Source organism: Amycolatopsis palatopharyngis (genome assembly GCF_003385185.1).
GTDB classification, from domain to species: domain Bacteria; phylum Actinomycetota; class Actinomycetes; order Mycobacteriales; family Pseudonocardiaceae; genus Amycolatopsis; species Amycolatopsis palatopharyngis.
In genome coordinates this window covers 1-24,372 of record NZ_PQHZ01000072.1, presented here as the reverse complement: position 1 = coordinate 24,372, position 24,372 = coordinate 1, and the positions used below count along the sequence as shown (strand labels likewise).

Genomic DNA, 24,372 nt, shown 5'->3' with positions numbered 1-24,372 from the left:
TTTACGCTTGGCGTTGTGTCGAACCAGCCATTGATCGCCCCGTCCATCCTCTCCGCCGACTTCGCACGGCTCGCCGACGAGGTGGCTGCCGTGCAAGGACAGCCAGGCCATGGAGCGGATTGGCTGCACGTGGATGTCATGGACGCGCATTTCGTGCCGAACCTGACCCTGGGCCTGCCGGTCGTACAGTCGCTGCTGGCAACCACTGACCTACCGCTGGATTGCCACCTGATGATCGAAAACCCGGATCGCTGGGCGACCGATTACGCGGAAGCGGGTTCCTACAACGTCACGGTGCACGCCGAGGCCGCCAACGATCCGGTCATGCTTGCGAAGGACCTGCGGGCCGCGGGCTCGAAGGCGGGGCTGGCGATCAAGCCCAACACGCCCCTGGAACCCTACGTCGACGTGCTCAAACACTACGACACCCTGCTGGTGATGTCCGTGGAGCCCGGTTTCGGCGGCCAGAAATTCATCGTCGAGGTCCTCGACAAGGTGCGCAAGGCCCGGACCATGGTCGACACCGGCCACCTCAACCTCGTAGTGGAGATCGACGGCGGTATCAACGCCGACACGATCGAACAGGCGGCCGAGGCCGGTGTCGACTGCTTCGTGGCCGGCTCGGCTGTCTACGCGGCCAAGGATCCGGCACAGGCCGTGCATGGGCTGCGCAGCCAGGTGGAAGCCATGTCCGCGCGCACCGAGCGGTGATTCTCGCCCAGCAGCCTGATTTCGTTCGCTTTGGTCGGATTCTACCTCAATTCAGCATTCGGTAGAATCCGACCAAACCGCTACGCTCACACGCCGAGTATTCGCCGGAGTTCCGGGGCGTGCCGCCGCGAAACGGGTACAGACTCATGGGAACGAGAATCCATGATCAGAAAAAGCTCACTCTTGATTCCCCGCTCCAGTTCTGCGACCCGGCGAAGGTTTACCAGGAAACGTCGATGCACTCGACTAAACCCATAGGGCGCCAGCGACCGCTCGACATTGTCCAGGCCGCGGGTCGCAGCTTGGATCCTTCCTCGTTCCGTGACCAACCAAACGATGTTCCGGTCAGCCTCTGCATAGCGGATCTCCGACGGAGCGAGCAGGACCAGCCGATCGTTACGCATTCCGACAATGCGCGGAGGTAGCGAACTAACCGCCGCTTCTGGATTGGGCTCGTAAGGTTCACCCTCTTGCAGTCCGAATGCGCACAGCATGCCCACAACGTAGTTCGAGTCGACGACGGGCAGCATGGTTAACGGAGTGGCGTGCTCCCCCGGGCTTACTGGTAGATACGCGTAGCCACTCCACTGTACGGACCCCTGCGCGCGTTTTCTGGCCCACCGCACCACCTCAGGAAGTCCGGAAATATCCGGGAGCCAACGCTTCGCCGGTTCGATCGCACCCGCGAAAGTCAGGTTTTCGTCCGTGCACCCGAGAAGCGAGACAGCTGCTTCATTCGCGGCTACCACATTCCCACCACGGTCCATCGCTATAAATGGGCCACTGAAGTGGGCGCACTTCTTGTTGAACTCAGAGATTACCTTATCCGCCTCATAGATAGCGCGCCGGTAAATTTCCTGTTCGACGCAGGCGGCTGCTTTCGTCAGCCACGACGGCACCAAATCGGACAGCGACGCGTTCCATCGCGAGATGTTGATCGACGCGACCGGCGAGCCGGTCACCACGTCGCGTATGGAAATACCCGCGCATGCCCACCGGTGGAAGGCTTCACACCAGTGCTCCGGCCCCGTCACAGTCACCGGGCCAGCCACCTCGAGTGAGGTTCCCATCCCGTTCGTGCCGGTGCACTGCTCCGACCACGACGACCACGGAGCAAGGTTGTGCAGCTCAGCCCGCCGCTGCGCGGTGGGGTCGCCCCACGCCCCAAGGACGCGCCCATCTCCGTCAGTAACGGTGACGACGGCACCATCCCGTTCTACTTCCTGACCAGCCAACGCACCGAGACCGCCGAGCGTAGTAAAGATCACGCCGTTGTCGAGCCGCTGGACGTCCTCGCCCCGCGCCCCCGGTGCGACGTCCAATGTCCTGTCTACATCGTACCGATCTCGGCATCGGTACCACGAAGCCAGGATCTCAGGCCGGATGCCCGTTTCGATGTCCTCGCCGCCGGCAAAGCTTTCCCATGCACGAGCTACTTCTCTCGCCGATGAGGTGGCAACGAGAGAGTCATCCGCCACGCGGTCAGTTCCGCTGGGCAGACCCGACGCGATCGCCAGCGGCGGCACTTTCCCGGTCATTGCGACCTCCTTGTCCCTTTGTGCACCGGAGCTCTTGCTACCACCGGGCAGTGACGGACATTACACAGTAACCCGTGCTGAGCGCAGCATTCAAGTCATACCCTCCCCGTGCAGCCAACGGGCTCAGGAATACACCATTGGCTTATTGACACCGAAAGGCCAGTGCTATCAGCACAGTTCGTCGCCAAAACAGATGACGATCATCGCAATGATCATGTTCAAGCATTACAAGATCGATTGAATTCCTTGGTCAGGATTCGTCTCGGTCTATCAGAACTCGCCGGATCGCCGGATCGCCGAAACATCTTCCGACAATCAGTCAACTTCGTCAAGCCGTCCATGCTGGAAGCCACGCATCCAAGAGGTCCTGCCGCATCGAGCTGCACCGGTTCGCCCCTGGTGCCGGCCGGTTCGTTGACGCGCTCGAGGAGGTCCACGAGCACGACCGCTGGACACCAGCGGGCAGGAGGCTCCGATGGCTTTGGCCATCCACGCGATCCACGGTCGCCGGGGTGAAAGCATGCTGACCGCTGGTGGGCGGAAGAGCGCCGATAGTCGTCGATTCACGACCGTTCGTATGTCGTTCGGCCGCAGTCATCCCACCCTGCTTGCCCTCAAATCAAGGAACAGATTAGCTTGCGTCGGTGGCCAAGCGACGCGGCCAGGCCCGGTACATCAGGCAACATACGAGCGGTCATCGGCCCGCGCGGTAGCGCGCCGTCGAGGTTGGCGACAGACCAAAGGCGGTCTTATATGGCACAAGGACGCTGGCTCGACTCGACCTCTCACAGCGGTGGCGAGGCAACGGTGTACGAGGCGTGGGAGCGGTTCATGCGGGGCGAGGACGACCTCCGTGGCGTGCGACCCGAGATAGCGATTTCCTGGCACCGGTGCCGGGACCAGTACGGGGTGGACCCCCATCTTACCGAAGCCCCGGTAGCCGTCGCTGAAGTCGACCATGCGCTGGAGCACGATGTCGTCATCGCCGAGCTCGGGTTCCGCGCCGCCTCGTTGGCACGCGAAGTCAGCGCCCTCGGCGGCATCGTGACCATCACCGACGCCTCCGGCCGCGTCCTGGCCCAATGGGGAGACCAGGCCACGCGCACGGTCGCCGCCCAGGCCAATTTGGCGCCGTGGTTCTGCTGGTCCGAGGGCGCCACCGGGACGAACGGCATGGGTACAGCGCTGATGTCCTACGCCCCGGTGTTGATCCGCGGTGCCGAGCACTGGTGCCAGGCCTTCCACGACTGGTCCTGCGCCGGTGTGGCGGTACGGGACGTGGTGACCAGGGAATCGATCGCGGTGCTCAACGTTTCGTGCTGGCGCAGCGAGCTTCCCGGAGCTGTCGGAGCTTGGCTCAGCAACGCCGCCACGATGACGCAGCGCATCCTGCGACGGCGCGCCCAGGATGACGGCACCGAACTGATGGCCGCCTTCAACCACGCCAGGTCGCGCTCGAGCGCGGCGCTCGCTGCCGTGGATTCCGCGGGCCGGGTAGTACTCGCCGACGACACGGCGGGCGTGCTCCTCGGTATCCCGGGCTCCACGCCCGCGCCCGATCCCGCGGTGCGGTGGAGGCCGGAACTGCCGGAATTCATCCGGGCCGCAAAATATTCCGCCAAGCAGGCGAGGCGCAATCCCGACTGGGTCGGCTCGACGCAGATCTTCACCCGGCTTGCCAATGAACCTACGTCGATCAGCTTCCGGCCGGTGTTCTTGTCCGGGCACCTGATCGGCAACCTTGTCTCATTCGGTGTGTCCGAAGGGGATCCGCTACCAAGGACGGGTGGGGACAGCCCGCTTCGGGCGCAGCCGCACCGGATGGTTGCGACGCGCGAGAATCGCATGGTACTGCTGCGGCTCCCCGAAGTCTCGTTCGCGCAGTCGGACGGCAACGACGTGTGGCTGTCCACTGATCAAGGACGGTTGCGATCCGCTTCACCGGGCCTTGACAAGCTCGAAACCGAGCTGAGTGATTCCGGTTTCCTGCGGGTGCACCGCCAGTACGTGGTGAACCTCAGCCGTATCCGGGAGGTCGAGCGTCGGTTCAAAGGCGAGTTGTTACTGGTCATGGATGACCAGGCGGAAACAATGGTGCCGGTTTCCCGGCGGAACACTCCAGTTGTGCGCCGGGCGCTGGAGATTTGACGGCACTCGTCGAGGCCCGAAAATATTTTCCATATGGTGAAGGATCACTCCGCGGTCAATCCCCTTGCTGAGGGATTTCGATTACCGGCTGCAATCCAGACCGTCGACCTAGACGTCTTGGCACATGATGCGGACGAGATCCTAACGACCTCGCAGGCCTCGGACATGCTCGTTGTCCCACATCGTGGCACCGGCAGGCACACCTTCGGCAAGACCCATTGGCGCCGACGCGACAGTGCGTCCATGCCCCGGCCAACGACCATCACAAGTCCGTAGGGCTCTTCAGCCTCGATACCTGTGCACGTCGCAAACGCAATACATGAGACGGCAGCTGAAGCATGCGGGCTTGTCGACACACGTGATACAGGGCCCGCAGTGCACCGGTTCGGTGTGCCACGCGAGATCGTCTGGTCCGTAGGCCTCCGCGCAGTACAGGCACGACAGACCCTCAAGTTCCTTGTCCTGCCGGGGCACCGATGACTGGCTCATCAATTCACCTTTTGTTTCCGTCGCGATCTTCACATGACCATGGTGCCGCTGAAAAAGGTACCAGGGTGGGAGTTGAAATACCCACCATCGGCGAGACCACGGGGAATCTTGGCGTAGCCCCGATCTCCGCTGCCCAGCGCGAAAGCACCCGCCCGGTGATCGAGACATCGCCAGGACGACTCGATCACCGGGCGGGTGGAAAGGACACCGCCAGGGCGTTACCTCGGGTCTCGCGTCATTACCACGTCAGCGAACTTCCCGATCACAGGGAGAACGTGATCACCGCGGCGCCGTGACCCTGACCGGACATGCCGGGGACAATGCCTTCGAGCCAGCCACCCCAGCCGACCGGCACCGTGATGTACTGCTTGCCATCGATGGTGTAGGTACTCGGGCTGCTGTGGTGACCACTGCCGCACTGGAAACTCCAGAGCTTTTCTCCAGTCTCGGCGTGCAGCGCCAAGAACTCGCCCTCGGGTGTGCCCGCGAACACCACGTTCCCCGCGGTGCTGAGGGTCGAGGCGGCCATCGGCATGTTGTTGAGCCGGTAGCGCCACTTCTCTTCACCGTGGGAGTCGAACGCGCTGACCGACCCGGCCATGTTGTCGATGTCGACCTCGACGGCGGCACCCCAGTAGGGCATGCCCTCCTTGAACTCGCGACGACGTCGAGTGGCAGTGGCGCCCACGTCGGCCACCGGAACGTAGAACAGATCGTGCTCCGGGTTGTACGACGCGTGAGTCCATTCCTTCGCACCGGCAGGCCCGGGGAAGAAGTGGCAGGGCTCGCCTTCCTTGTCCGGGTACTTCCGCGGGGTCACCTTGCCATCGCGGGTGATGACGCCCCAGTCGATCCGGTCGACGAACGGCGTGACGTGCTGCAGCTCGCCGTTGGTGCGGTCAAGGACGAACATGTACCCGTTCTTGTCGAAGTGGGCCATCAGCTTCTTGCCGTCCCGCTCGAACAGGGTCATCTCCATGGTGGAGTCGTAGTCCCACAGGTCGTGCGGCGTGAACTGGTAGTGCCACTTGATCTCACCGGTGTCGACGTCCACCGCGACCACGCTGTCGGTGTAGAGGTTGTCCCCCGGCCGCACCTCGCCGTCGAAGTCGGGAGCCGGGTTCCCGGTGCCCGCGTAGTAGAGGTTCAGCTCGGGGTCGTAGGTTCCGGTGACCCAGTGGTTCGCGCCACCACGCTGCCAGGCCTCACCGTCTGCGGGCCAGGTCTCCGAGCCGGGCTCACCCGGCTTCGGCACGGTGTAGGTGCGCCAGCGCTGCTCGCCGGTCTCCAGGTCCCAGCAGTCGATGTGGCCGCGGACGCCGTACTCGCCACCGGCGGAACCGGTGATGAGCGTGTCCTTGATGACCAGCGGAGCGATCGACGCGCTCTCGCCCGCCCGCACGTCACCGATGGTCTTCTGCCAGATCTTCCGGCCATTCGTGGCGTCGAGCGCCAGCAGCTGGGCGTTCTGGGTCACCATGTAGACCTTGCCGTTGGCCACCGCACAGCCGCGGTTGACGTTGGCGCAGCACAGCGTCACGTCGAAGGGGACCGCGTGCTTGTAGCGCCACAGCTGGTTGCCGGTCTTCGCGTCGAGCGCCCAGATCTGGCCGTCCCAGCCGGTGACGAACATGATGCCGTCCACGACCAATGGGCAGGCCTCGAACGCGTAGGTCGAGGTGGAAGCGATCAGACCGGTCGAGCTCGCCTGGTGGATCCAGGCGACCTTCAGGTCCTTGACGTTCTCGGCGTTGATCTGGTCGAGCAGGCTGTGCCGCTTGCCGTCGTAGTCGCCGTAGTACGTGATCCAGTTCTGCGATTCGCTGCGCGCCTGGAGGATGCGCTCGTAGTTGATGCCGCGCGTTACGTCCGGAGCACTGTGCGGCAGGTTGGAAAGCCGACTGTGGTCGAACGCCTCGCCGGCGTCGACGTATTCGAGGGTCATGGTTGGTTCTCCCCTTCTACGGCCGCGGCTGGGCGGGTCGGTCGAGCTTGGCCTCTGGCGGCACTTCGCCGGTCACGACGATGGCGGCGGTCAGCCCCCTGCCCTCGTCGTTGCCGGCCGGCGAGCCGTACCAGTAGCAGCCGGGACCGTCCAGTTCGAGTGTCGCGCTGCCCTTCGAGTGGTTCAACAGACCGATGAACTGCTTGTCGCCATTACTGGGCAGCAGGCAGGCATGGGTGTTCTTGTCGTCATTGATGATCGTCAGCTCGACCTTGCCGCCGTGCGGCAGGATCAGGACGCCCGGCTCCCACGCCATCGCGTCCTCCGGGATCCGGATGGTCGCTTCCATCGTCCCGTCCGCCCGCTCGGTTGCCTTGGCGATTGAGCCGGTCCCGAGCACGGCACCGATCGTTGCTCTGTTCTGTCCGCCGAGCTCGGCCAGGAGATCCTCTCGTTCCTGAACAATCGTCATCGGACTTCACCTCCTCGTCAGCAAAAATGATCATTCTGACAGATTTCGCGGAACACATGCTCTCTCAAACACCACGCCACAAGTCGAGCTTGACGCGACGCAGAATTTACGGTGTTGATGTGTGTCCGGTAGCGCGTCAAGCCACGTCCCGCGACCCGAGCACTGATTTCTTATCGTGTAACGAGATTGAACGCTACACCCGGGCAGGCCGTTCCGAAATACATCGCCACCAACCCGCCCGACCCCGCCGTTCCCCCGGCAAGAGGTACCGTTCGTCAACCGTGCGCCTGACGGGTGGCTGAAGCGGCAGTTCCACAAAGGGCCGACACGAGTTCGGGCCGGCTTTGTTCCCGGCTTAGACATGGCTGGGAAGGGTGCGCAAGCTGCGCGACTTTGCGACCGTGACACGGTTTTTGGCTCGCAAGTGAGATCGACGGTGGAGTTCGCGGTCGGCGAGTTGCCGGCGTTCTTCACCGGAACCACGGTGCGAGATGAGTCAGCGCATGGTTTCTGATACAACCGATCACCAAGGCACAATTTCCGCGGCGGAAATACGCGGCCGGCCACGGAGGAACACGTTTAGTCGCAGGCTTCGCGTCCATTAGCGACCGCTCGATTGCTTTACCCAACGGGGCTTTGGACCCCAATATTGCGAGCGGGCCGTTTCCAGGCCAAGCCGGCCTGGAAACGGGCAGGGTCAGTGTAGGTCGAAACGGTCGAGTTCCATGACCTTAACCCACGTGGAAACGAAGTCCCGGACAAACTTCTCGCCCGCGTCCTCGCTCGCATAGACCTCAGAGAGCGCCCTCAGTTCGGAGTTCGAACCGAAGAGGAGGTCGACCCGGCTCGCGGTCCACTTCACCTCGCCGGTAGCTCGATCGCGGCCCTCGTAGATCGCCGTCCAGATGTCGCCGCCCTGCCTCGGTGCCCACGCTGTCCTCATATCCAGCAGGTTGACGAAGAATTCGTTCGTCAACGATCCTGGCGCCGAGGTCAACGCACCCATCGGGGAACGCCTGTGGTTGGCTCCGAGCACCCGCAGCCCGCCGATCAGCACGGTCATCTCGGGCGCACTCAAGGTCAGCAGATTCGCCCGGTCGACCAGCAGATGCTCCGGCGGCATCCGGAAGCCGTTGCCCAGATAGTTCCGGAAGCCGTCCGCGACCGGCTTCAGCGCGCCGAACGACTCGACGTCGGTCCATTCCTGGGTCGCATCGGTGCGGCCGGGGCGGAACGGAACGTCCACCTCGTGGCCACCGGCCGCCGCGGCGTGTTCCACCGCCGCACAACCGCCGAGCACGATCAAGTCGGCCATCGAGATCCGCTTGTCCCCCTGCTGAGAGGCGTTGAATCGCTTCTGGATCGCCTCCAGCGCGGACAGGACGACGTCCAGCTGCTCGGGTTCGTTGACCGGCCAGCCGCGCTGCGGTTCGAACCGGATCCGCGCCCCGTTGGCCCCACCGCGCTTGTCGCTGTCGCGATACGTCGAAGCCGACGCCCATGCCGTGGAGACGAGCTGCGCGACCGTCAGATCCGATTCGAGAACCTCGCGCTTGAGGGCGGCGACGTCGTCGGTATCCACGAGTTCGTGGTCCAGCTCGGGCACCGGGTCTTGCCAGATCAGCCGTTCGGCCGGGACGAGCGGCCCCAGGTAGCGCTGGATCGGGCCCATGTCGATGTGAGTCAGCTTGAACCAGGCCCGTGCGAACGCGTCTTCGAACTGGTCCGGGTGCTCCAGGAACCGCCGCGAGATCGCGTCGTAGCGCCGGTCCTCCTGCAACGACAGGTCGGTGGTGAGCATGACCGGGTGGTGTTTCGTGTCCGGATCAAAGGGGTCCGGCACGGTGCCCTCGCCCTGGCCGTCGCTCGGAATCCACTGCCACAGGCCGGCCGGGCTGAGCTCGACGTCCCATTTGTACTCATACAGCGTTTCGAAGAACGTGTGGTCCCACTCGACGGGCGTGCGCGTCCACATCCCCTCCAGCCCGCTGGTGACCGTGTCCCCCGCGCTGCCGGTGCCGTACCCGCCGAGCCAGCCCAGGCCCTGCGCGGTGAGCGGTGCTCCCTCGGGCTCGGGGCAGCCGGTCACGTTCGGGTCCGCCGGGCCGTGGGTCTTGCCGAAGGTGTGTCCGCCCGCGATGAGCGCCACCGTTTCCTCGTCGCCCAGCCCCATCCGCTTGAACGTCTCCCGGATGTCGCGGGCCGCGAGCACCGGGTCGGGGTTGGTGGCCGGGCCCTGCGGATCGACGTAGATCAGCCCCATCTCGCTGGCCGCCAGGGGCTCATCGAGCTCGCGCAGACCCCTGTACCGATCCTCGGCCAACCACTTGCCCTCCGGACCCCAGTACGTCTCGTCGGGCTCCCACACGTCGGTACGACCGCCGCCGAACCCGAAAGTCTTGAAACCCATCGACTCCAGTGCCCTGTTGCCCGCGAAGACCATCAGGTCCGCCCAGGAGACCCTGCACCCGTACTTCTGTTTCACCGGCCAAAGCAACCGGCGCGCCTTGTCCAGGTTTCGGTTGTCCGGCCAGCTGTTCAACGGGGCGAACCGTTGCATTCCGGCACTAGCGCCGCCTCGGCCGTCGAAGACGCGGTAGGTACCCGCAGCATGCCAGGCCATCCGCAGCACAAGGGGGCCGTAGTGACCGAAGTCGGCGGGCCACCAGTCCTGCGAGGTCGTCAGCACCTCGTCGATGTCGCGCGCCAGTTCCTCGAGGTCCACCGTCTTGAACTGCTCGGCGTAGTCGAAGTCCGCGCCCAGCGGGTTGCCTTCGGGTTGATTCCGGCGCAATGCCTTCAAGTCGACCCGGTGCGGCCACCAATCGTTGGCGTCGCCGCCCACCGTCGGATCATTCCGCCGCCGAGCAAGCTTCGTCCCGCCCAAGACCTGGTCGTAGGTGCGGTAGACGTGGGTATCGGGATTCTCGGGCATCGGTGTCCTTCCAGGTGCTGACGAGCCTGAGATATCGAGCGCCTGGGCGCATCACCCTGGTAGACCGGCACCAACATGTTCTTCCGGCCGCCCGTGAGCAGTACGATTCGCCCTTGTCGCGGGTGCTCGACCTCACGAAACAGTCGCTATGGGGACGCCGTCAGTCCATCTCAACAGGAACGGTCCCGAACCCGACGAAACTGACGACCCAGTAGACAATGTAGAGACTGAGGAGCGTGTAACCGTGCCCTCGCTTCAGTCGACCCGTGGAGAGGAAGTAAGCGGCGAGCCAGGTCAGAGCCAGGAGCGTTGGCAGATGCCACGACAGCACGTTCGGACCCACTACGAGACCGCCTGCCAGGAGAATGAAGCCAAGTTTTCCCGTTACCGAGAATACGACGCTCCCAATAATGTTTCCGATTCCGATCTCTGGCGAGCCTTTGCGGACAGGCTGCACAGTCAGGAATATATCTTCGATCGTCAATACGACGGTTAGGATGGTAGCACCAAAGATGGTGCCCTCAAGCCCATAGGCTTCCAGTATACCTTCAATTCCAATGCCAGTAACGGCAGCACCGACAATAATACCGGCGAGCGCGAGAACCGCTAATCCTATTCCGGCCCAACTGGAAAACTCGCGTGCTTGTACGAAGAGTGCGTGTTCGGGGAAATGCTGATCCTTCCCCTCGCTCGAAAATCCGTTTCCGATGTCCGATTCGGGCGTGTTAACGCCGGGCTTCGCCTCCGTAAGGACTGACGTTCCGCCCCTGGCCTTTTGGGCGGCTGCAAATGTCTCTTGCATCTCAACGTCCCGAAAGACCGGAACTTCGCCCCTAGTCTCCCGCACAGCGACGTACGCAAGGAACAGCACGAACAGCCCAAGAAGTATTACTCCGTGAACAGCGTTGAGTGGTGCCATCAGCGTGAACACGACCATCACGAGCGGCGCTACCGCAAAAATAACGACGTAATTTCGCGGGATGTTTATGTCGATAGGCTTGAGGATGGCAGCAAGCGCGAGCACGATTCCAGGAAGCGAGAGCGCGGTCCCGAACACGATACCAAGCGCGACGCCGTCGAGGTCTTCGAGGTTAAGTACACTGCCAAGAAAAATATCGTCGAATTCAATACCCGTGAAGACGATAGCAAGCAAAAATACAGAAACTCTGAGGCCGCTTGCGACTCCAACGAGGTAGCCGACCAGCTTTTCGGCACTGTATATCAACAGAGCCGCCCCAGCGATGAAAACTAATATTGATGCCATAGGGAGTCTCCCTCTCGACCGACTCGAACTGTCGCGCCGCCATTAAGAAGGACACGGCACTTACGTAGGGTGCATATCAGTGCTGGCTTCTCGACGGCTCACGCCGTCCGCTCGTCGAAATCGAGCCCCGCTGGTATCTACGCGGCTGAATACACTTCCAGCGAGTGACGCAAGGCCCCTGTGCGATCGAGGTACAGATCCGGGGGCCTTGCGCCAACGCAGACGTAGTCCCGTCGCAGGCCTAGCCATCTGCCGCGACTACAAGAGATTGCGCAACACGGGCCGCGAGACCCAGTCAGCCCCGGTAGAAGTAGCCGGTGGCCTCAGCGCACACCTCGACCACTGTGTATTCCGGAGTTTCCCACTTCATATTTCCTCCTACTGTTGGCTGACCCTATAACTGGGTGAAGAGCGGGCATTCGTGATCCGCGTAATTTCGAGGACAACCTCACGAAATCTCGCGGTCACGAACGACCATCTGCGATTTAACACAGTTGTCGCAACTGACCTTGCACCAGTGGTCGGTAACTGGTGCCGAACGGCGTCCCGAAGCCTACGAGCGGGGAGGATGCTCACCGGCGACTCGCGGCACGTCGACAGGTCCTCAACGCCGACCGAAGAGGTGGCACGAGAGGTCAACTCGAGCTGGGCAACTGCACGGACCGGCAGAGGTCACCCTCAACGACCTGCGAACGCTGGACACAGCGTTCGATCACGAGGCCGGTGTCCCTGGACATGCTACAGAACTAGCCTACAATCGCGCAGGAGACGAGGGCAATGACGAGGGCGAGGCACCCAGCGCTGCTCGGCGGCCTCGCTGGTAGGCGGCCTCGCTGGTAGGCGCGTTCGCGACCACAGCAGTGATCTTGCGGCGGCCCAAGCTTCCCGAAGAACGTGGACGAGCGGCCTTTGTTGCCTACGGAGTCGTCCAGGCCCCGGCGGGCCGGCACCCCACCCGTGGTAGGAAACATCGGCGGCCGGCTGGCACCAGCGAACCCAAGGGCAGCCATGGCCCTCGACGAGCTGGTGTGGGCCCTTGGTACCAGACGGCTTTGTCAACCCCGCCCCGGTTGTCGGGCACCTTCATGGCATTGCCTTCTCGGGCTCGATCCACAGCCAGGTTCTCCCGACCTATAAGACTTTTTAATGTCGGCCGACCGAATTCCGGCCCACAAATCCATGGCTGTCGGATTAGAATAGCAACGTGCGAATCTACCTTGGCTCCGATCACGCCGGACTCGAACTCAAGAACCACTTTGTCAAAAGGCTCTCCGACCTCGGCCACGAGGTGATCGATGTCGGTCCCGCCGCCTACGACGCGGATGACGACTATCCACCATTCTGCATCGAGGCGGCGCGGCGCGTCGTCGTCGACAAGGGCAGCCTCGGTGTCGTCATCGGCGGCTCCGGGAACGGGGAACAAATCGCCGCGAACAAGGTACGCGGCGCCCGCGCCGCACTGACCTGGAACGTGGACACCGCCCGGCTCGCCCGTCAGCACAACAACGCACTGCTGGCCGGCATCGGCGCGCGGATGCACACGGTCGAGGAGGCCGAGCGTATTGTGGACGCGTTCCTCACCACCGAGTTCGAGGGCGGCCGCCACCAGCGCAGGATCGATCTGCTGTCAAACTACGAGCGCTCCGGTGAGCCGCCCGCTCTGCCAGGAAATTGATCGTCCGTGCCGTGTTGCTCGCCGGTTGCTCCCGCGGTGGTCCTCGACTTTCTCGATGGCCACCGCGAGCGCGTAGGCGAGGAACACGGCACGGAGTCGGTCGTCACGGTCCTGAAGGACCTGCAGCACGAGATCGACCGGCTAGTGATCACCGAGTCAATCGCGTGCTTTCATCCGGCTGGCCGAGCCCGAGCTGTCGTTCGATCTCTCCCCACAGGCCGGCGTCGTCGGATATCGCGCGACCGTTGTCGCGCGCGGCCCATGCCGTCGTGACGACGGACTGCAGCAGTTTGCCGCTGTCGCCGGCACTCGGCATGCGGGGTACGGCGTCCGGCCCGAGTTCGACAAGGTACTCGGGCGAGGTGGTGTGCAGGGGCAGTCCGGGCGCGAGCAGTCCACTCAGGTCGGCGGCGACATAGGTCGGACGCGCGGACTGCTCGGCCAATGCCAAGTCCCGGAGCCGGGAGGACCCGCTCAGGACGAAGAGCGAGTCCAGGCCGGCCGAGTTGGCGCCCTCGATGTCGGTGCCCAACAGGTCCCCGCACACCAGGGTGTCCAGCTGATCGGTACCGAGCCGGGACCGGGCCACATCAAACAAGGCGGCTTGTGGCTTGCCAACCACGTGTGGCGATGCGCTGGTCGCTGTCTGCACCAACGCGACCAACGCGCCGTTCCCAGGCGCTCGACCGTGGGGTGTGGGCAACGTGAGGTCGACATTCGTGGCCACCCAGATGGCTCCAGCTTCGACGAGGTGGCCAACTGCCGCGAGCTCGCGCCAGGTGACGTCGAAGCCCAATCCCTGAACAACTGCCTCGACCGGTGTGCCGTCCAGATCCGCGACGCGGACCGAGTTCAACCCGGCTTCGGTCAATGCGTGAGCGACGCCCGGCCCTCCCACCGCACACACGCGCGCTCCCGGAGCCAGAAACGTCGCCAGGTGTGCCGCGGCCGCTTGAGAGCTGTTGACCACCGACCAGCCCTGCTGTGCGACGCCCAGCCCGCGGAGGTGGTCGCCCACATCCTCGGGAGGGCGGGATGCGTTGTTCGTCGCGAACACGACGGGTAACCCGTGCGCCGTCACCTGGTTCAAGGTCTCCACTGCGTGGGGAACGGCAGTCGCGCCGCGGTAAACCACACCGTCGAGATCACAGATCAGTCCGCGGTAGCGCGTGATGAGGGGCTCGCCCCGGACGGATGTCGTGGTGATCTCACCTGTCATGCGAATCGGCGCTCCTCTTGAGTACGTTTGCGATTTTCGGCAGCCGCGCCATCGCCCGCAAAGGTCGGTACTCGGCTTCCTGCAAGAAGTACGGAGGACCAACCGTTCTCTTTCCTCAGAAATCAATTCCGAGGTGCTCGCACTACTTGGCGTGCCGGTGTTCGGATCTGACAATCCGCAGGGTGTCCGGCTTCGAACACATCACGATAGACTGTGTAGAAGTGTAACCCGAGTGTTGCTGTACACCGCGCAGCAACTCGTTGCCAGTCACCCCGGTGGCGCAGAACAAGACATCTTCTCCGCGTACCAGGTCGTCGGTGTAGAGAACCTTGTCGAAGTCGTGGCCGGTATCGGGCTTCTTCTCGCCGTTCTCGGAGTCTTTGGGCCGTAGCCGGGCCTGCAACGACCCACCCAGGCAGGACAGGGCAGCCGCGGCAATGACTCCCTCCCCTGCTCCCCCTGCGCCCAGCAGCATGTCCACCGGGCTCTCCGAACGCGCCGCGGCAATGGCACCCGCGACGTCGCCTCCCTCTAACAGATGGACCCGCGCACCTGCATCTCGGATCTCGTGCACGAGCTCCCGGTGCCGGGGCCGGTTGAGAACGGCAACGACGACATCCGGCACCCGAACGTCCTTGGCCTTGGCAACCGCTCGCAGATTCTCTGCTACCGGGCGATTGATGTCTACGACGTCGACGCAGTCCGGGCCGACTGCGAGCTTGTCCATGTAATGAATCGACGCCGGCCTGTACATCGCACCGCGCTCGGCTACCGCGATCGCCGAGATCGAGTAGGGCACATCCCCGACCAGCGAAAGGGCCCCGTCGCCGGCGCTGATTCCGACGTCGCACACCGGCCCGTCCCCATCGCCGACGTCCTCGCCGTTGAAAAGGACAGGCGTGTCTCGCTTGTCACCCTCACCGATGACCACAACTCCGCGTACCGACACTGACTTGATGAGGTCGTGCATCGCATCGATGGCGGCGGCCTTGCCGTTGTTCTTGTCGCCGTGTCCGACCCACCTCCCGGCCGCGATCGCCGCGGCTTCGGTGATCCGCACGAGTTCAAGAGCAAGAGTGTGATCGGGTTCCCGGATCCCGGCGAGGACGGGACCCCCAGGGGCGTCCCATTCCTGAGTTGTCATCGAAATCAATCTCCTCGAACGAGCGATGGCAGGAGACCGCGCGAAACGGCCGGACCGGCAACCCACGCAGCCGGTCCGGCCGCTGCTTGAGGGTCGAGCGCTCAGCGGGCGGCCGAGTTCGCGATGACTCGCTCGGAGAGCGCCTTCTGGGCAGCAATCCGCTTGCCCTCGTCGCCACGCCAGGTCTCCAGAGCCGGACCGACCAGTGCCCGTCCGAATGAGAACGTGAGCTCCCAGGGAAGCGGGTCGAGACTCTGCATGGCTCCGAGATGCTGTGTCGCTAGTTCCGGACTTTGCCCACCGGAAAGGAAGGCGATGCCAGGTACGGTCACCGGCACAGTCGCCCGCAGCGTGTCCACTGTGGCCCGGGCGACGTCTGTCACCGCGGGACGCTCCAGACTGCCGGCCCCGGCAACCACCATGTTGGGCTTGAGGACGATGCCATCGAGTTGCACCTGCATCAGATCGAGTTCCTCGAACAACGACTCCAGCACGGAAGTCGTCACCTGCTGGCATTGCGCCAGCGAGTGGGCACCGTCCATCAGCACCTCAGGTTCCACGATGGGCACCAGGCCCCCCTCCTGGCAGAGGCCGGCATACCGCGCCAACGCGTGCACATTCGCTCGCACTGCACGATCCGACGGAAGATTGTCGCCAATCGTGATGACCGCGCGCCATTTGGCGAACGTCGCGCCGAGTCGCACGTAGTCCGCCACTCGTTCGCGCAGCCCGTCGAGACCCTCGGTGATCTTCTCGTCCGACGCTCCCGCTAGCGGCTTTGCTCCGGTGTCAACCTTGATTCCGGCGAGAATACCGAGATCGTCGAGAAACTCCGGGAACGTGCTCCCGTTGTTCAGTTTCTGATGGAACGTCTCGTCCGCGAGAATGATTCCACTGGTCGATTCCGAGAGCCGAGGAGTCGTGACAATCAACTCCCGGTAGACTCGGCGGTTTTCCTCGGTTGGCTCGACCCCCACCTTTTCCAGTCGGGAGGACATCGTGCCGATACTCTCATCGGCAGCAAGGATACCGCGTTTATTGGAAACGAGTGTGCGTGCGATCTTATTCAGGGCTGACATCGATCGTTAATCCTCCTGCGCTCGACACCTGACGGTGTGGCATGTTCGCGACTGCTTTGAAAATCAGGTCATCGACTCAACAGACGTAGACCGTAGTACTATGTTGTTGTGGCGGTCTTCACCTCCGCAAGCCGACTGCTATTAATTTTCTGCTCTGGCAAGAAGACTGGCATCAGACTTCCCTTTGTCGCGGCAATCTCGACCAGTTCTTTCGCATACTCCGGGAGGCTCCGATGTCCGCTCCAAGCCGCATAAATTGGCTTTGCCGGCATTTCCTGGTCGACGGCCACTAGCTTCAGCCGACCTTCCGCGAGTTCGGACCTCACGGTGGAGATATTGAGTACCGTCGCCCGCTGGCTTGTCGCGACTGCTTGCTTGATCGCAGCACTGGAGGGAAACTCAACGTAGCTTCTCGGAGCGCGTCCCGTTCCCAGTAGATCATCCGTGAACTCCCGGAGTCCTGACCCTCGCTCACGCAGGACAAGTTGAGCGGATACTAGCTCCCGTATCGTCAAGGGACTCGATCTCCTGGCCCACGGGTGCTTCGAGCCGACCACCACGGCCAGCTTGTCGTCGCAGATGTACCGGGTAGCCATGTCATCACCGAATTGCTTCTGCACTTGAGTTCCGGCCTGGCACCAGCCATCGATGAACGCGAGATCGACATGGCTCGCACGGATCAGTTGGCGGAGCGTGTCGACGCTGCCGGTATGCACCTCCACACATGCCTCGCCGAACGAGAACCCGGAACGGTTCAACCATTCAGGGATCAAGTGCTCGGAGATTGCCGGGCTGCCCGCAACCCGTAGCCGCTTCGTACCGGACGACTGGGATCCGGATCCGAACTCCAGTAACTCCCGCGCAGCAATCATCACATTACGGGCGTACTTCGCCAGCATCTCTCCTTCCTCGGTGAGCTTCGAACCGGCAGAAGAGCGCTCCAGCAGCCGAAGACCAAGACGACGTTCCATCGCGCTAATCCGGATACTGGCGGCCGGCTGGGAAAGACTGTGCGCCTGCGCAGCCTTTCCTACGCTGCCGTAGCTCTCGACAGACAGCAGCAAATCAAGGTCGGCGAGCTGAGGCATCTTTGACGGAAGAACCACGATTTCACCTCTCGCTCCATACGACGTTAAGCTGTTACGTGCGGTCAGAATGCCCGGCTTGCGAAGGGTGCCGGAAAGCAGTTGCCGGCTACACCGGCGACTCGCGGTGCGTAACAAGACTGCCTGGACCTTGTACGCGTGGTCAATCTGTTGGACACGAACGCGCGCCACGCGCGCATGAACGGTGTCCACAGGGCTACCTACGGCAGTTTCGGAATCGGACATCGGTCAGACATCGTGACCGCCTCGGTCAATGGCTTGACCTGCACACAGCCGGGAAGTCCAGCACGGAGACGGCTGCCAGTCGAGGTGCTCGCCCTTCTCCCTTCGTGGCAACAACCGCACCGTTCATTATCGATTTTCTGCCATTCGTTCGGCTTGAAATGCCGCAATTCTGAAGCATCGATGACAGCCTGCGGCGAAGGCCCAAACTGCAGAGATCGAGGCAACGTGCCGTCTTATTTCTCGTCGTCGCCACGGTTAACCGGTGCCGGCAACCGGACGCCTGCTGGCGCGATGCCTTGGCGTGCACGAGACGCCAGAGCCCTGCGCCATCCACTGTCTGGACCACCGAGCTTTCGGTCAGGGCGTGCCGTGCGCCGCATCGCACGCTCGTGCTGCCCGCATGATGACGAGCTCTGTTCGCTCCTCTGCGACGACCTTCAGCACATTCTCGGATAGCAGCTTGTTCTCCAGCAGGTCATCCGAACCCGCCAGCACGCCTTGCTCAACGTTGGTGAAATGGGGATAGAGCGCGCGAGCGAACGCCAACGCGAACTCGGGCTCGGACTCGGCGGCTTCTGCCATGCTATCCAGCGCCCGCACGTAGCGGTCCGCGTACGGAGTAAGCAACGCCTCTTGCCCCGGTTGCCGCAGCCCCGCCATGACGGCCTTCCGTTCGGCAAGCGAGAAGCCATCGCTGAACAACCGCGTCCACGCTTCTTCCTTGGCGGCACTGGTGGGACGCGCGGCTTCTGCCGTCAAGGTGTTCCGGCGGCCGCTGTCGCCCGGATCGGCTTTCATCGCGGCGTCCAGAAGCCCGTCGATGTCGCCTCCGGTCGACGCGAGGCGGAGCAATCCCCGCCACCGCAGGTCTCGGTCTACTTCCAGTTCTGCCCAGGGCGACCGTCCACGTACTATTTCGCTCAGCAGACCGTGGCCATCGGTCTGGACGACACTTACGAGGGTGCGGGCAAGAACCAGCTGACGATCGCTACCCAATGCGGCGGCGGCCAACTGCTCGCCAACCTGGTGCGCCAGAACTGCGAGCATTCGACGACTGTTCAACGGGTCCCCGTAAACCTGCACCGCCCGCACCGCGCGCTCCAACAGCGCTTCCAGGACACCGACATCGCTCTCCAGCGTTCCATGCTTGAGAACGGCCGATGCATAGCTCCGCGCGGGCAAGCGCGCGTCGAGCACGTCGTCCCACAACGCCCCCCAGACGACTGCTCGCGCTCGTCGGTCATCCAATACGGACAGGCTGCGCAAGGCCGTTCGTCGAGATCGTGTATCCAGCCTGACTTTTACGTGACTCACCGCATCATCATTGGGCACCAGCAGGTCCGCGCTCGGGCTGCCGAACATGGCGAGGTCGGCTTCGCACCCGCGGGGACTGAGCGACACGTTCGCGCGTTGCCGCAGCACCAACTCGCCATCGTGGTCATCGAACGCAGCGATTCGCAGTTTCAAGTGGCGCGGCGAAACATCCAGATCGGGACGCTGCACCACCCGATCACCACTCACATGGCGAGACACCTCGACTGTGTTGACACCACGGCGCAGCAGCCATTCGTCTACCCACCGGTCGACATCTTCGTTCGATACCTGCCGCAGCGCCTCCACAAAGTCATCGAGGTCGGCATTTCCCCACGCGTGCGTGCGCAGATATGTCCGCACACCAGCGACGAAAGATTCCCAGCCGACGCGCTCGGCGAGGTCGTGGAGCACCGCTGCGCCCCTCCTGTACACGATCGGGCCGAAGTTCGACCGCGCAGCGTCGGTGTCGACGGTTTCTACCCGGATCGCGTGGCTGGTAGGCAGCTGATCGGCATGTCGAGCTATCGGCAGGGCGTGGTGTGCAAAGGCGGTCCAGCCTTCCCCGTACCGCGTCGCTTCGGCCTGGGCGACGACCGACATCATCGTGGCGAAGGCTTCGTTCAGCCACAGGTCGTTCCACCACCGCATCGTCACGTAGTCGCCGAACCACATGTGCGCCATCTCGTGCAGCAAGAGTTCGGCTCGTCTTCGCCGCGAGTCCTCTGTGACACGATGCCGGAACAAGAATCGTTCATTGAGCGTCACACAGCCCGGGTGTTCCATTCCGCCGAACGCGTACTCGGGTGCGAAAACGTGGTCGTACTTGGTGAACGGGTACGGAAGGTCAAAAAACTGGCGGTAGAAGTCGAGGCCACGGCTGATCACATCGAAGAGCTCGGGCGCTTGGTCGACGAGCTCCTCGAAGAGCGAGTTCCGCGCGTACAGCGCCATCGGGACTCCGTCGTGGTTGGAACGGAGTCGGCGGAACGGGCCGGCGGCGAAGGCCACCAAATACGGCGGCAGCGGTGGCGTGCGTTCGAACCGCCACGTCGAACGCTCGTCGCCTTCGGGCGACAGCACCTCCTCGTGGTCGGTGTTGCCAACCACCACCCAGTGAGCGTCAGCGGTAACGGTCAGATCGACCGTTGCCTTCAGATCAGGCTGATCGAAACAGGCATACACCGTGTGCGCCGCGAAAGGTTCGAACTTGGTGTGCACGTAGACCTGCCCGTCAAGCGGGTCGCGAAAACGGTGCAGCCCTTCTCCCGTTCGCGAGTACGAAGCGGAACCGACTACTCGAACCGTGTTCGCGCCGGGCTGCGCGTCCAGCCGAACTCGCGGCCCGTATTGCGCGTCCGGCCCCAGCTCAACGCCATTGCACTCGACCGACTCGACCTTGCCCGCGAAGTCGAGGAAGACGAACGAAGCCGCGGAACTGGCCTGAAATCGGACCACAGTGGTCATCGCGAACTTCCGCTCGCCTACGGTCAGGTCGAGTTCCACCGCGTAGTGGACGTCGGAGACCCCGGCCGAACGCGCTGCCGCCTCGTCCTCCGTCAGCGTGTTTCCAGACGCGACACGACCTTCGAACTGCATCCGTTAGCCCCTCCGTGTCGACGCGGACGGGCGTCGGTAAACCAGCTTCTCGCGGAGCACTTCGTCGCCTGCTACGGCGTCTTCCTGGTTGGCACGAACGAGAGCGTCTTGCACCAAGGAGTGGTCGGGCGAGTGCATACATACCGGATCGGTGCGCGCCGCATCACCGGTCAACGCGAAAGCCTGGCACCGGCATCCGCCGAAATCCATCTCTTTTCGGGGGCAGCTCCGGCACGGATCAGCCATCCACTCCGTTCCCCGGAATGCCTCGAATGCCTCGGACTTCGACCAGATCCACGCGAGGTCGTGGTCTCGAACCGATGAGAAGTTCATCGTCGTGATCTCCGCAGCCACCGGACACGGATACACGACGCCGTCCGGGGCGACGGTCAGGGCAGTCTGCGCCCATCCACCCATGCACGGCTTCGGGTAGGGCTCGTAGTAGTCCGGGAGTATCCAGAGGAGCTCCATGTGCTCCCCCAACTCCGCCTTCCGGCGTTCGTAGACGCCTACAGCCTGATCCAGCTGGGTCCTGCTCGGCAGCAGTAGATCGCGGTTGCGAAGAGCCCAGCCGTAGTACTGGGTGTTTGCGAGCTCCAGTCTCTCGGCGCCCCAAGCCACACAGACGTCGATGATCGCGTCCAGACGATCAAGGTTCATCCGGTGCAGAACCACATTCATGTTCAATGGCAGTCCGGCCTCGCGAATGATGCGTGCAGCGTCCTCTTTTTTGTCAAATCGCTTGCTCGCCGCAACCAGGTTCGTCGACTCAGCGGCGTCGCCCTGAATACTCAGCTGGGCACTGTTGAGCCCCGCCGAAACGAGCGACCTCGCACGGCTCTCGGTGAGCCCGAGGCCGCTGGTGATCAGGTTCGTGTACAGGCCGAGGCGACGACACTCGGCGACCAGCGTCTCCAGATCCCCGCGGACGAGGGGTTCACCGCCGGAAAAGTGGACCTGCAAGACACCGAGCCCGACTGCCTCGCGTATCACCCGTAACCAATCTTCGGTGGCGAGCTCGTCCTGCCGATCGAGCAACGCCAACGGGTTCGAGCAATAGACGCAGTGCAACGGACATTTGTGTGTGACTTCGGCGAGTAGGCCGTACGGCTGCGGCGTACCGTTCATGTGACCACCACCCAACCCCTTCCGCGCGCATCCTGAAGGAACGTCATTACGTCGTTCGCGAGATCGGCAGCCTCGAAATCTTGCTCAAGCTGGGCTACCACCTGCCGCACGGTCCGGCTGCCGTCGCATAATGCCAAGATCGTCGCCCCCGACTTGTTCAGGAGCACTACCCTCTCCGGCAACAGAAGCAACTCCACGTCTCGGACGCTGTCGTGCCTGAGCATCGCCTTGGTCGCCAACCTGGGGATGGCCGTAAGATCGGTTTCGTCCATCATCAAGTCTTGCTGTACTCGAGTTGCACGGCGTCCAGCAGGCTCCAGAGAACATCACACTTGAACTCCAGCGCTCGTACGCACGCGTCCTGCTGTTCACTGGACTTCGCGTGGTTGATCACCAGTTCAAGCAGATGCGCAATGTCCTTGGGCTGCTGGGTAAGTCGCGCCCGGAAGTACTCCAATCCTTCCGTTGCGATCCATGGATAGTGCTGCTGGACGTCGGTAATCCGTCGGCTGAGCAGATCTGGCGCGAACAGTTCGGTCAGTGCCGACGCCACGGATTCCAGCCACGGCTTCCGGCGGCAAAAATCTACGTAGGCGTCCACGGCGAACCGCACTCCGGGCAGCACCGTGTCGCTGTCGAACAGTTCTCGGCGGGTCAAGCCGACAGCTTCGCCGAGGCGTACCCACTTTTCGATACCGCCTTCGTCTCCCGTTCGCCCGTCATGGTCGATTATGCGCTGAATCCACTGCCGCCGATCCTCGCGGCCGGGCAGCTTGGTCAGGATGAACGCGTCCTTGACCGGTAGGTTCACCTGGTAATAGAACCGATTCCGCACCCAACCCCGGAACTCCTCCTCGGTCAGCAAGCCCGTGTGCATCCGCTCGTTGAAGGGGTGCAGATGGTGGTACCGCTTTTCTCCGATCGACCGCAGGTGCGCCTCGAACTCCTCTGCAGACCAAACGTTCATACTTCCACCTCCAAGCCGGCTCGACCAACCTCGATGCCCAAGTCCGTCACCCAGCGCCGCTCCTTGGACTCTTCGTCGAGAATCGGGTTAGTGTTGTTGATGTGCGTGTAAATCTTCCGCTTCGCCGGAAGCGCGGCCAGATTGCGGGCCGAACCGTCGTCGCCGCTGACAGGCATGTGCCCCATGGAACGTCCGGTCCGGCCTCCCGCACCCTGGCTGGACATTTCGTCGTCCGTCCAGAACGTGCCGTCCAAGAAGACGCAGTCAGCCGACGCCACCTGCTCGGCGAACTTCTCGTCCCACTGGGGCAGCGTCGGCGCGTACACCGCGATCCCGCCGGTCACCTTGTCCTCCAAGCGGAAGCCCACCTCCCACTCCGACGACTGGTCGCGCAGCCGCGAACGGCCTATGTAGCGAGGTGCCTTGGATCCGGTCCTGAAGGCGGTCACGCGCAATCGATCGTCCAGATCCAGCGGCGTGCCGGTTTCGACCTGAGACCAGGAGAAGTCCGCGTAGTCGCTCAGCAACTGCCGGACCGGGAACCACAGGGCCAGCGCCTCCAGCACGGGAAACGTCCCATACACCGTCAGCGACGACTCCTCACGCAGCATCAACAAGCCGATCGTGTGATCGAACTCGGCGTCCGTCAGTAATACACCGGCAATCGGCGTCGTCCGAATTTCCGGACCTGGATGCAAAGAGGGATCCGCCGCTATCTGATGATGGACATCCGGCGTGGCATTCAAAAGAAACCACTGCTCGCCGGTCCCGGAAACCGCAATTCCCGCGTGTGTCGTCCCGATTTCAGGCTTGGCGCGGGCCTTGCGGCATCCAGCGCAAGCACAATTCCACTGCGGATAACCGCCGCCTGCCGCAGCTCCGAGGCAATGAATGAGCACAGCGCGAAATCAATTCGTTAACGTCGACGTAGGTGGCCGCGGGCTTCAGGACACACCTCGACCACCGCAAACTCACGCACTTGCCACATCATTGTGTCCTCCCTCAAACTTCACCGCTGGCAACAGCCGTGCAACAACAGACATCGTTGCCCGTCGTGTGCTCAGCCAGGGCGATTATTGGTTATCGTCGCGCCGAACTCGACTTGTCTTTCCACAGTTTCTTCGTCCTCCCTGGGCCTGGCAACCTGTCATGAACGACCGGGCCCCAATCACTGATGAACGGCGGCCGCACCGTCACGAGCGGGCCGCAACGCCCACTTCGGTGATCTGCCTGCCAAGATTCGGCACACATCTTCGCCGTAGGACTTCTGACCAGCGGTTATCCGACCGGGGCGACCACGGTCGCGTGGCGCGAAGTCGATGACCGGGGGTCGCGAAACGTTGGACATGCCGACGTCCACGGGATACGCGAGCGGGTGCCGCTCCAGCTCGACCCAGGACGCGATCCACCGGCAAAC

At 63.1% G+C, this 24,372-nt stretch carries 18 protein-coding genes; 3 read left to right on the top strand and 15 right to left on the bottom strand.

Going from position 1 to position 24,372, the window contains the following annotated elements:
• Nucleotides 1–30: 30 nt before the first annotated feature.
• Nucleotides 31–711 carry a ribulose-phosphate 3-epimerase gene (gene rpe / locus D0C15_RS31200; protein ID WP_116051668.1) on the top strand — a complete coding sequence of 227 codons (681 nt, stop codon included), beginning with the start codon at nt 31–33 and terminating at the stop codon, nt 709–711.
• A gap of 86 nt (nt 712–797) precedes the next feature.
• Here rpe and D0C15_RS31195 read toward each other — a convergent pair whose 3' ends face one another.
• Nucleotides 798–2,249: a DNA-binding protein gene (locus D0C15_RS31195; RefSeq protein ID WP_116051666.1), complete on the bottom strand. Its 1,452-nt coding sequence runs from the start codon at nt 2,247–2,249 to the stop codon at nt 798–800.
• A 753-nt stretch (nt 2,250–3,002) separates the two neighbouring features.
• Between D0C15_RS31195 and D0C15_RS31190 the strand changes: the two genes are divergently transcribed.
• Complete coding sequence (locus D0C15_RS31190) at nt 3,003–4,397, top strand: DNA-binding protein (RefSeq protein WP_116051665.1); 1,395 nt, start codon at nt 3,003–3,005, stop codon at nt 4,395–4,397.
• Between the two features lie 751 nt (nt 4,398–5,148).
• On the opposite strand, the gene D0C15_RS31180 is transcribed toward D0C15_RS31190, so the two are convergent.
• The 4 genes from D0C15_RS31180 to D0C15_RS31165 all read right to left on the bottom strand — a co-directional run bounded on the left by D0C15_RS31180 (nt 5,149) and on the right by D0C15_RS31165 (nt 11,502).
• Nucleotides 5,149–6,831 (bottom strand): PQQ-dependent dehydrogenase, methanol/ethanol family, encoded by a 1,683-nt coding sequence (locus D0C15_RS31180; RefSeq protein WP_116051663.1) that lies wholly within the window; start codon nt 6,829–6,831, stop codon nt 5,149–5,151.
• 16 nt (nt 6,832–6,847) lie between these two features.
• Nucleotides 6,848–7,303: an MSMEG_3727 family PQQ-associated protein gene (locus D0C15_RS31175; RefSeq protein ID WP_116051662.1), complete on the bottom strand. Its 456-nt coding sequence runs from the start codon at nt 7,301–7,303 to the stop codon at nt 6,848–6,850.
• Nucleotides 7,304–8,000: 697 nt separating this feature from the next.
• Nucleotides 8,001–10,238, bottom strand: coding sequence for a catalase/peroxidase HPI (gene katG / locus D0C15_RS31170; protein WP_116051661.1), 2,238 nt, complete (start codon nt 10,236–10,238; stop codon nt 8,001–8,003).
• Nucleotides 10,239–10,398: 160 nt separating this feature from the next.
• Entirely contained in the window at nt 10,399–11,502 is a 1,104-nt protein-coding gene (locus D0C15_RS31165) for a sodium:calcium antiporter (protein WP_116051660.1), read from the bottom strand.
• 1,204 nt (nt 11,503–12,706) lie between these two features.
• Between D0C15_RS31165 and D0C15_RS31160 the strand changes: the two genes are divergently transcribed.
• The gene (locus D0C15_RS31160) at nt 12,707–13,177 is read left to right on the top strand and encodes a ribose-5-phosphate isomerase (RefSeq protein ID WP_116051659.1); all 471 of its coding nucleotides are present in this window, start codon (nt 12,707–12,709) and stop codon (nt 13,175–13,177) included.
• A 148-nt stretch (nt 13,178–13,325) separates the two neighbouring features.
• On the opposite strand, the gene D0C15_RS31155 is transcribed toward D0C15_RS31160, so the two are convergent.
• The 10 genes from D0C15_RS31155 to D0C15_RS34860 form a co-directional block, all read right to left on the bottom strand.
• Nucleotides 13,326–14,396, bottom strand: coding sequence for an HAD-IIA family hydrolase (locus tag D0C15_RS31155; RefSeq protein ID WP_116051658.1), 1,071 nt, complete (start codon nt 14,394–14,396; stop codon nt 13,326–13,328).
• Nucleotides 14,397–14,538: 142 nt separating this feature from the next.
• Nucleotides 14,539–15,540, bottom strand: coding sequence for a class II fructose-bisphosphatase (gene glpX / locus D0C15_RS31150; RefSeq protein ID WP_116051657.1), 1,002 nt, complete (start codon nt 15,538–15,540; stop codon nt 14,539–14,541).
• 101 nt (nt 15,541–15,641) lie between these two features.
• Entirely contained in the window at nt 15,642–16,619 is a 978-nt protein-coding gene (locus D0C15_RS31145; RefSeq protein ID WP_116051656.1) for a class I fructose-bisphosphate aldolase, read from the bottom strand.
• Between the two features lie 98 nt (nt 16,620–16,717).
• Nucleotides 16,718–17,917 (bottom strand): LysR family transcriptional regulator, encoded by a 1,200-nt coding sequence (locus D0C15_RS31140; RefSeq protein ID WP_245976444.1) that lies wholly within the window; start codon nt 17,915–17,917, stop codon nt 16,718–16,720.
• A gap of 390 nt (nt 17,918–18,307) precedes the next feature.
• Nucleotides 18,308–20,860, bottom strand: a complete 2,553-nt coding sequence (gene pepN, locus D0C15_RS31135; protein ID WP_116051654.1) for an aminopeptidase N — start codon at nt 20,858–20,860, stop codon at nt 18,308–18,310.
• Between the two features lie 3 nt (nt 20,861–20,863).
• Nucleotides 20,864–21,988, bottom strand: a complete 1,125-nt coding sequence (gene pqqE / locus D0C15_RS31130; protein ID WP_116051653.1) for a pyrroloquinoline quinone biosynthesis protein PqqE — start codon at nt 21,986–21,988, stop codon at nt 20,864–20,866.
• A complete protein-coding gene (gene pqqD, locus D0C15_RS31125; protein WP_245976442.1) occupies nt 21,985–22,263 on the bottom strand; it encodes a pyrroloquinoline quinone biosynthesis peptide chaperone PqqD in 279 nt (92 codons plus the stop codon). Before pqqD ends, pqqE begins: the two co-directional genes overlap by 4 nt.
• Nucleotides 22,263–22,955 carry a pyrroloquinoline-quinone synthase PqqC gene (gene pqqC / locus D0C15_RS31120; protein ID WP_116051652.1) on the bottom strand — a complete coding sequence of 231 codons (693 nt, stop codon included), beginning with the start codon at nt 22,953–22,955 and terminating at the stop codon, nt 22,263–22,265. The genes pqqD and pqqC overlap by 1 nt, the downstream gene beginning before the upstream one ends.
• Complete coding sequence (pqqB, locus tag D0C15_RS31115) at nt 22,952–23,854, bottom strand: pyrroloquinoline quinone biosynthesis protein PqqB (RefSeq protein WP_116051651.1); 903 nt, start codon at nt 23,852–23,854, stop codon at nt 22,952–22,954. Before pqqB ends, pqqC begins: the two co-directional genes overlap by 4 nt.
• Before the next feature lie 269 nt (nt 23,855–24,123).
• A partial coding sequence (locus tag D0C15_RS34860; protein ID WP_211323397.1) for a hypothetical protein occupies nt 24,124–24,372 on the bottom strand: 249 nt, incomplete at its 5' end.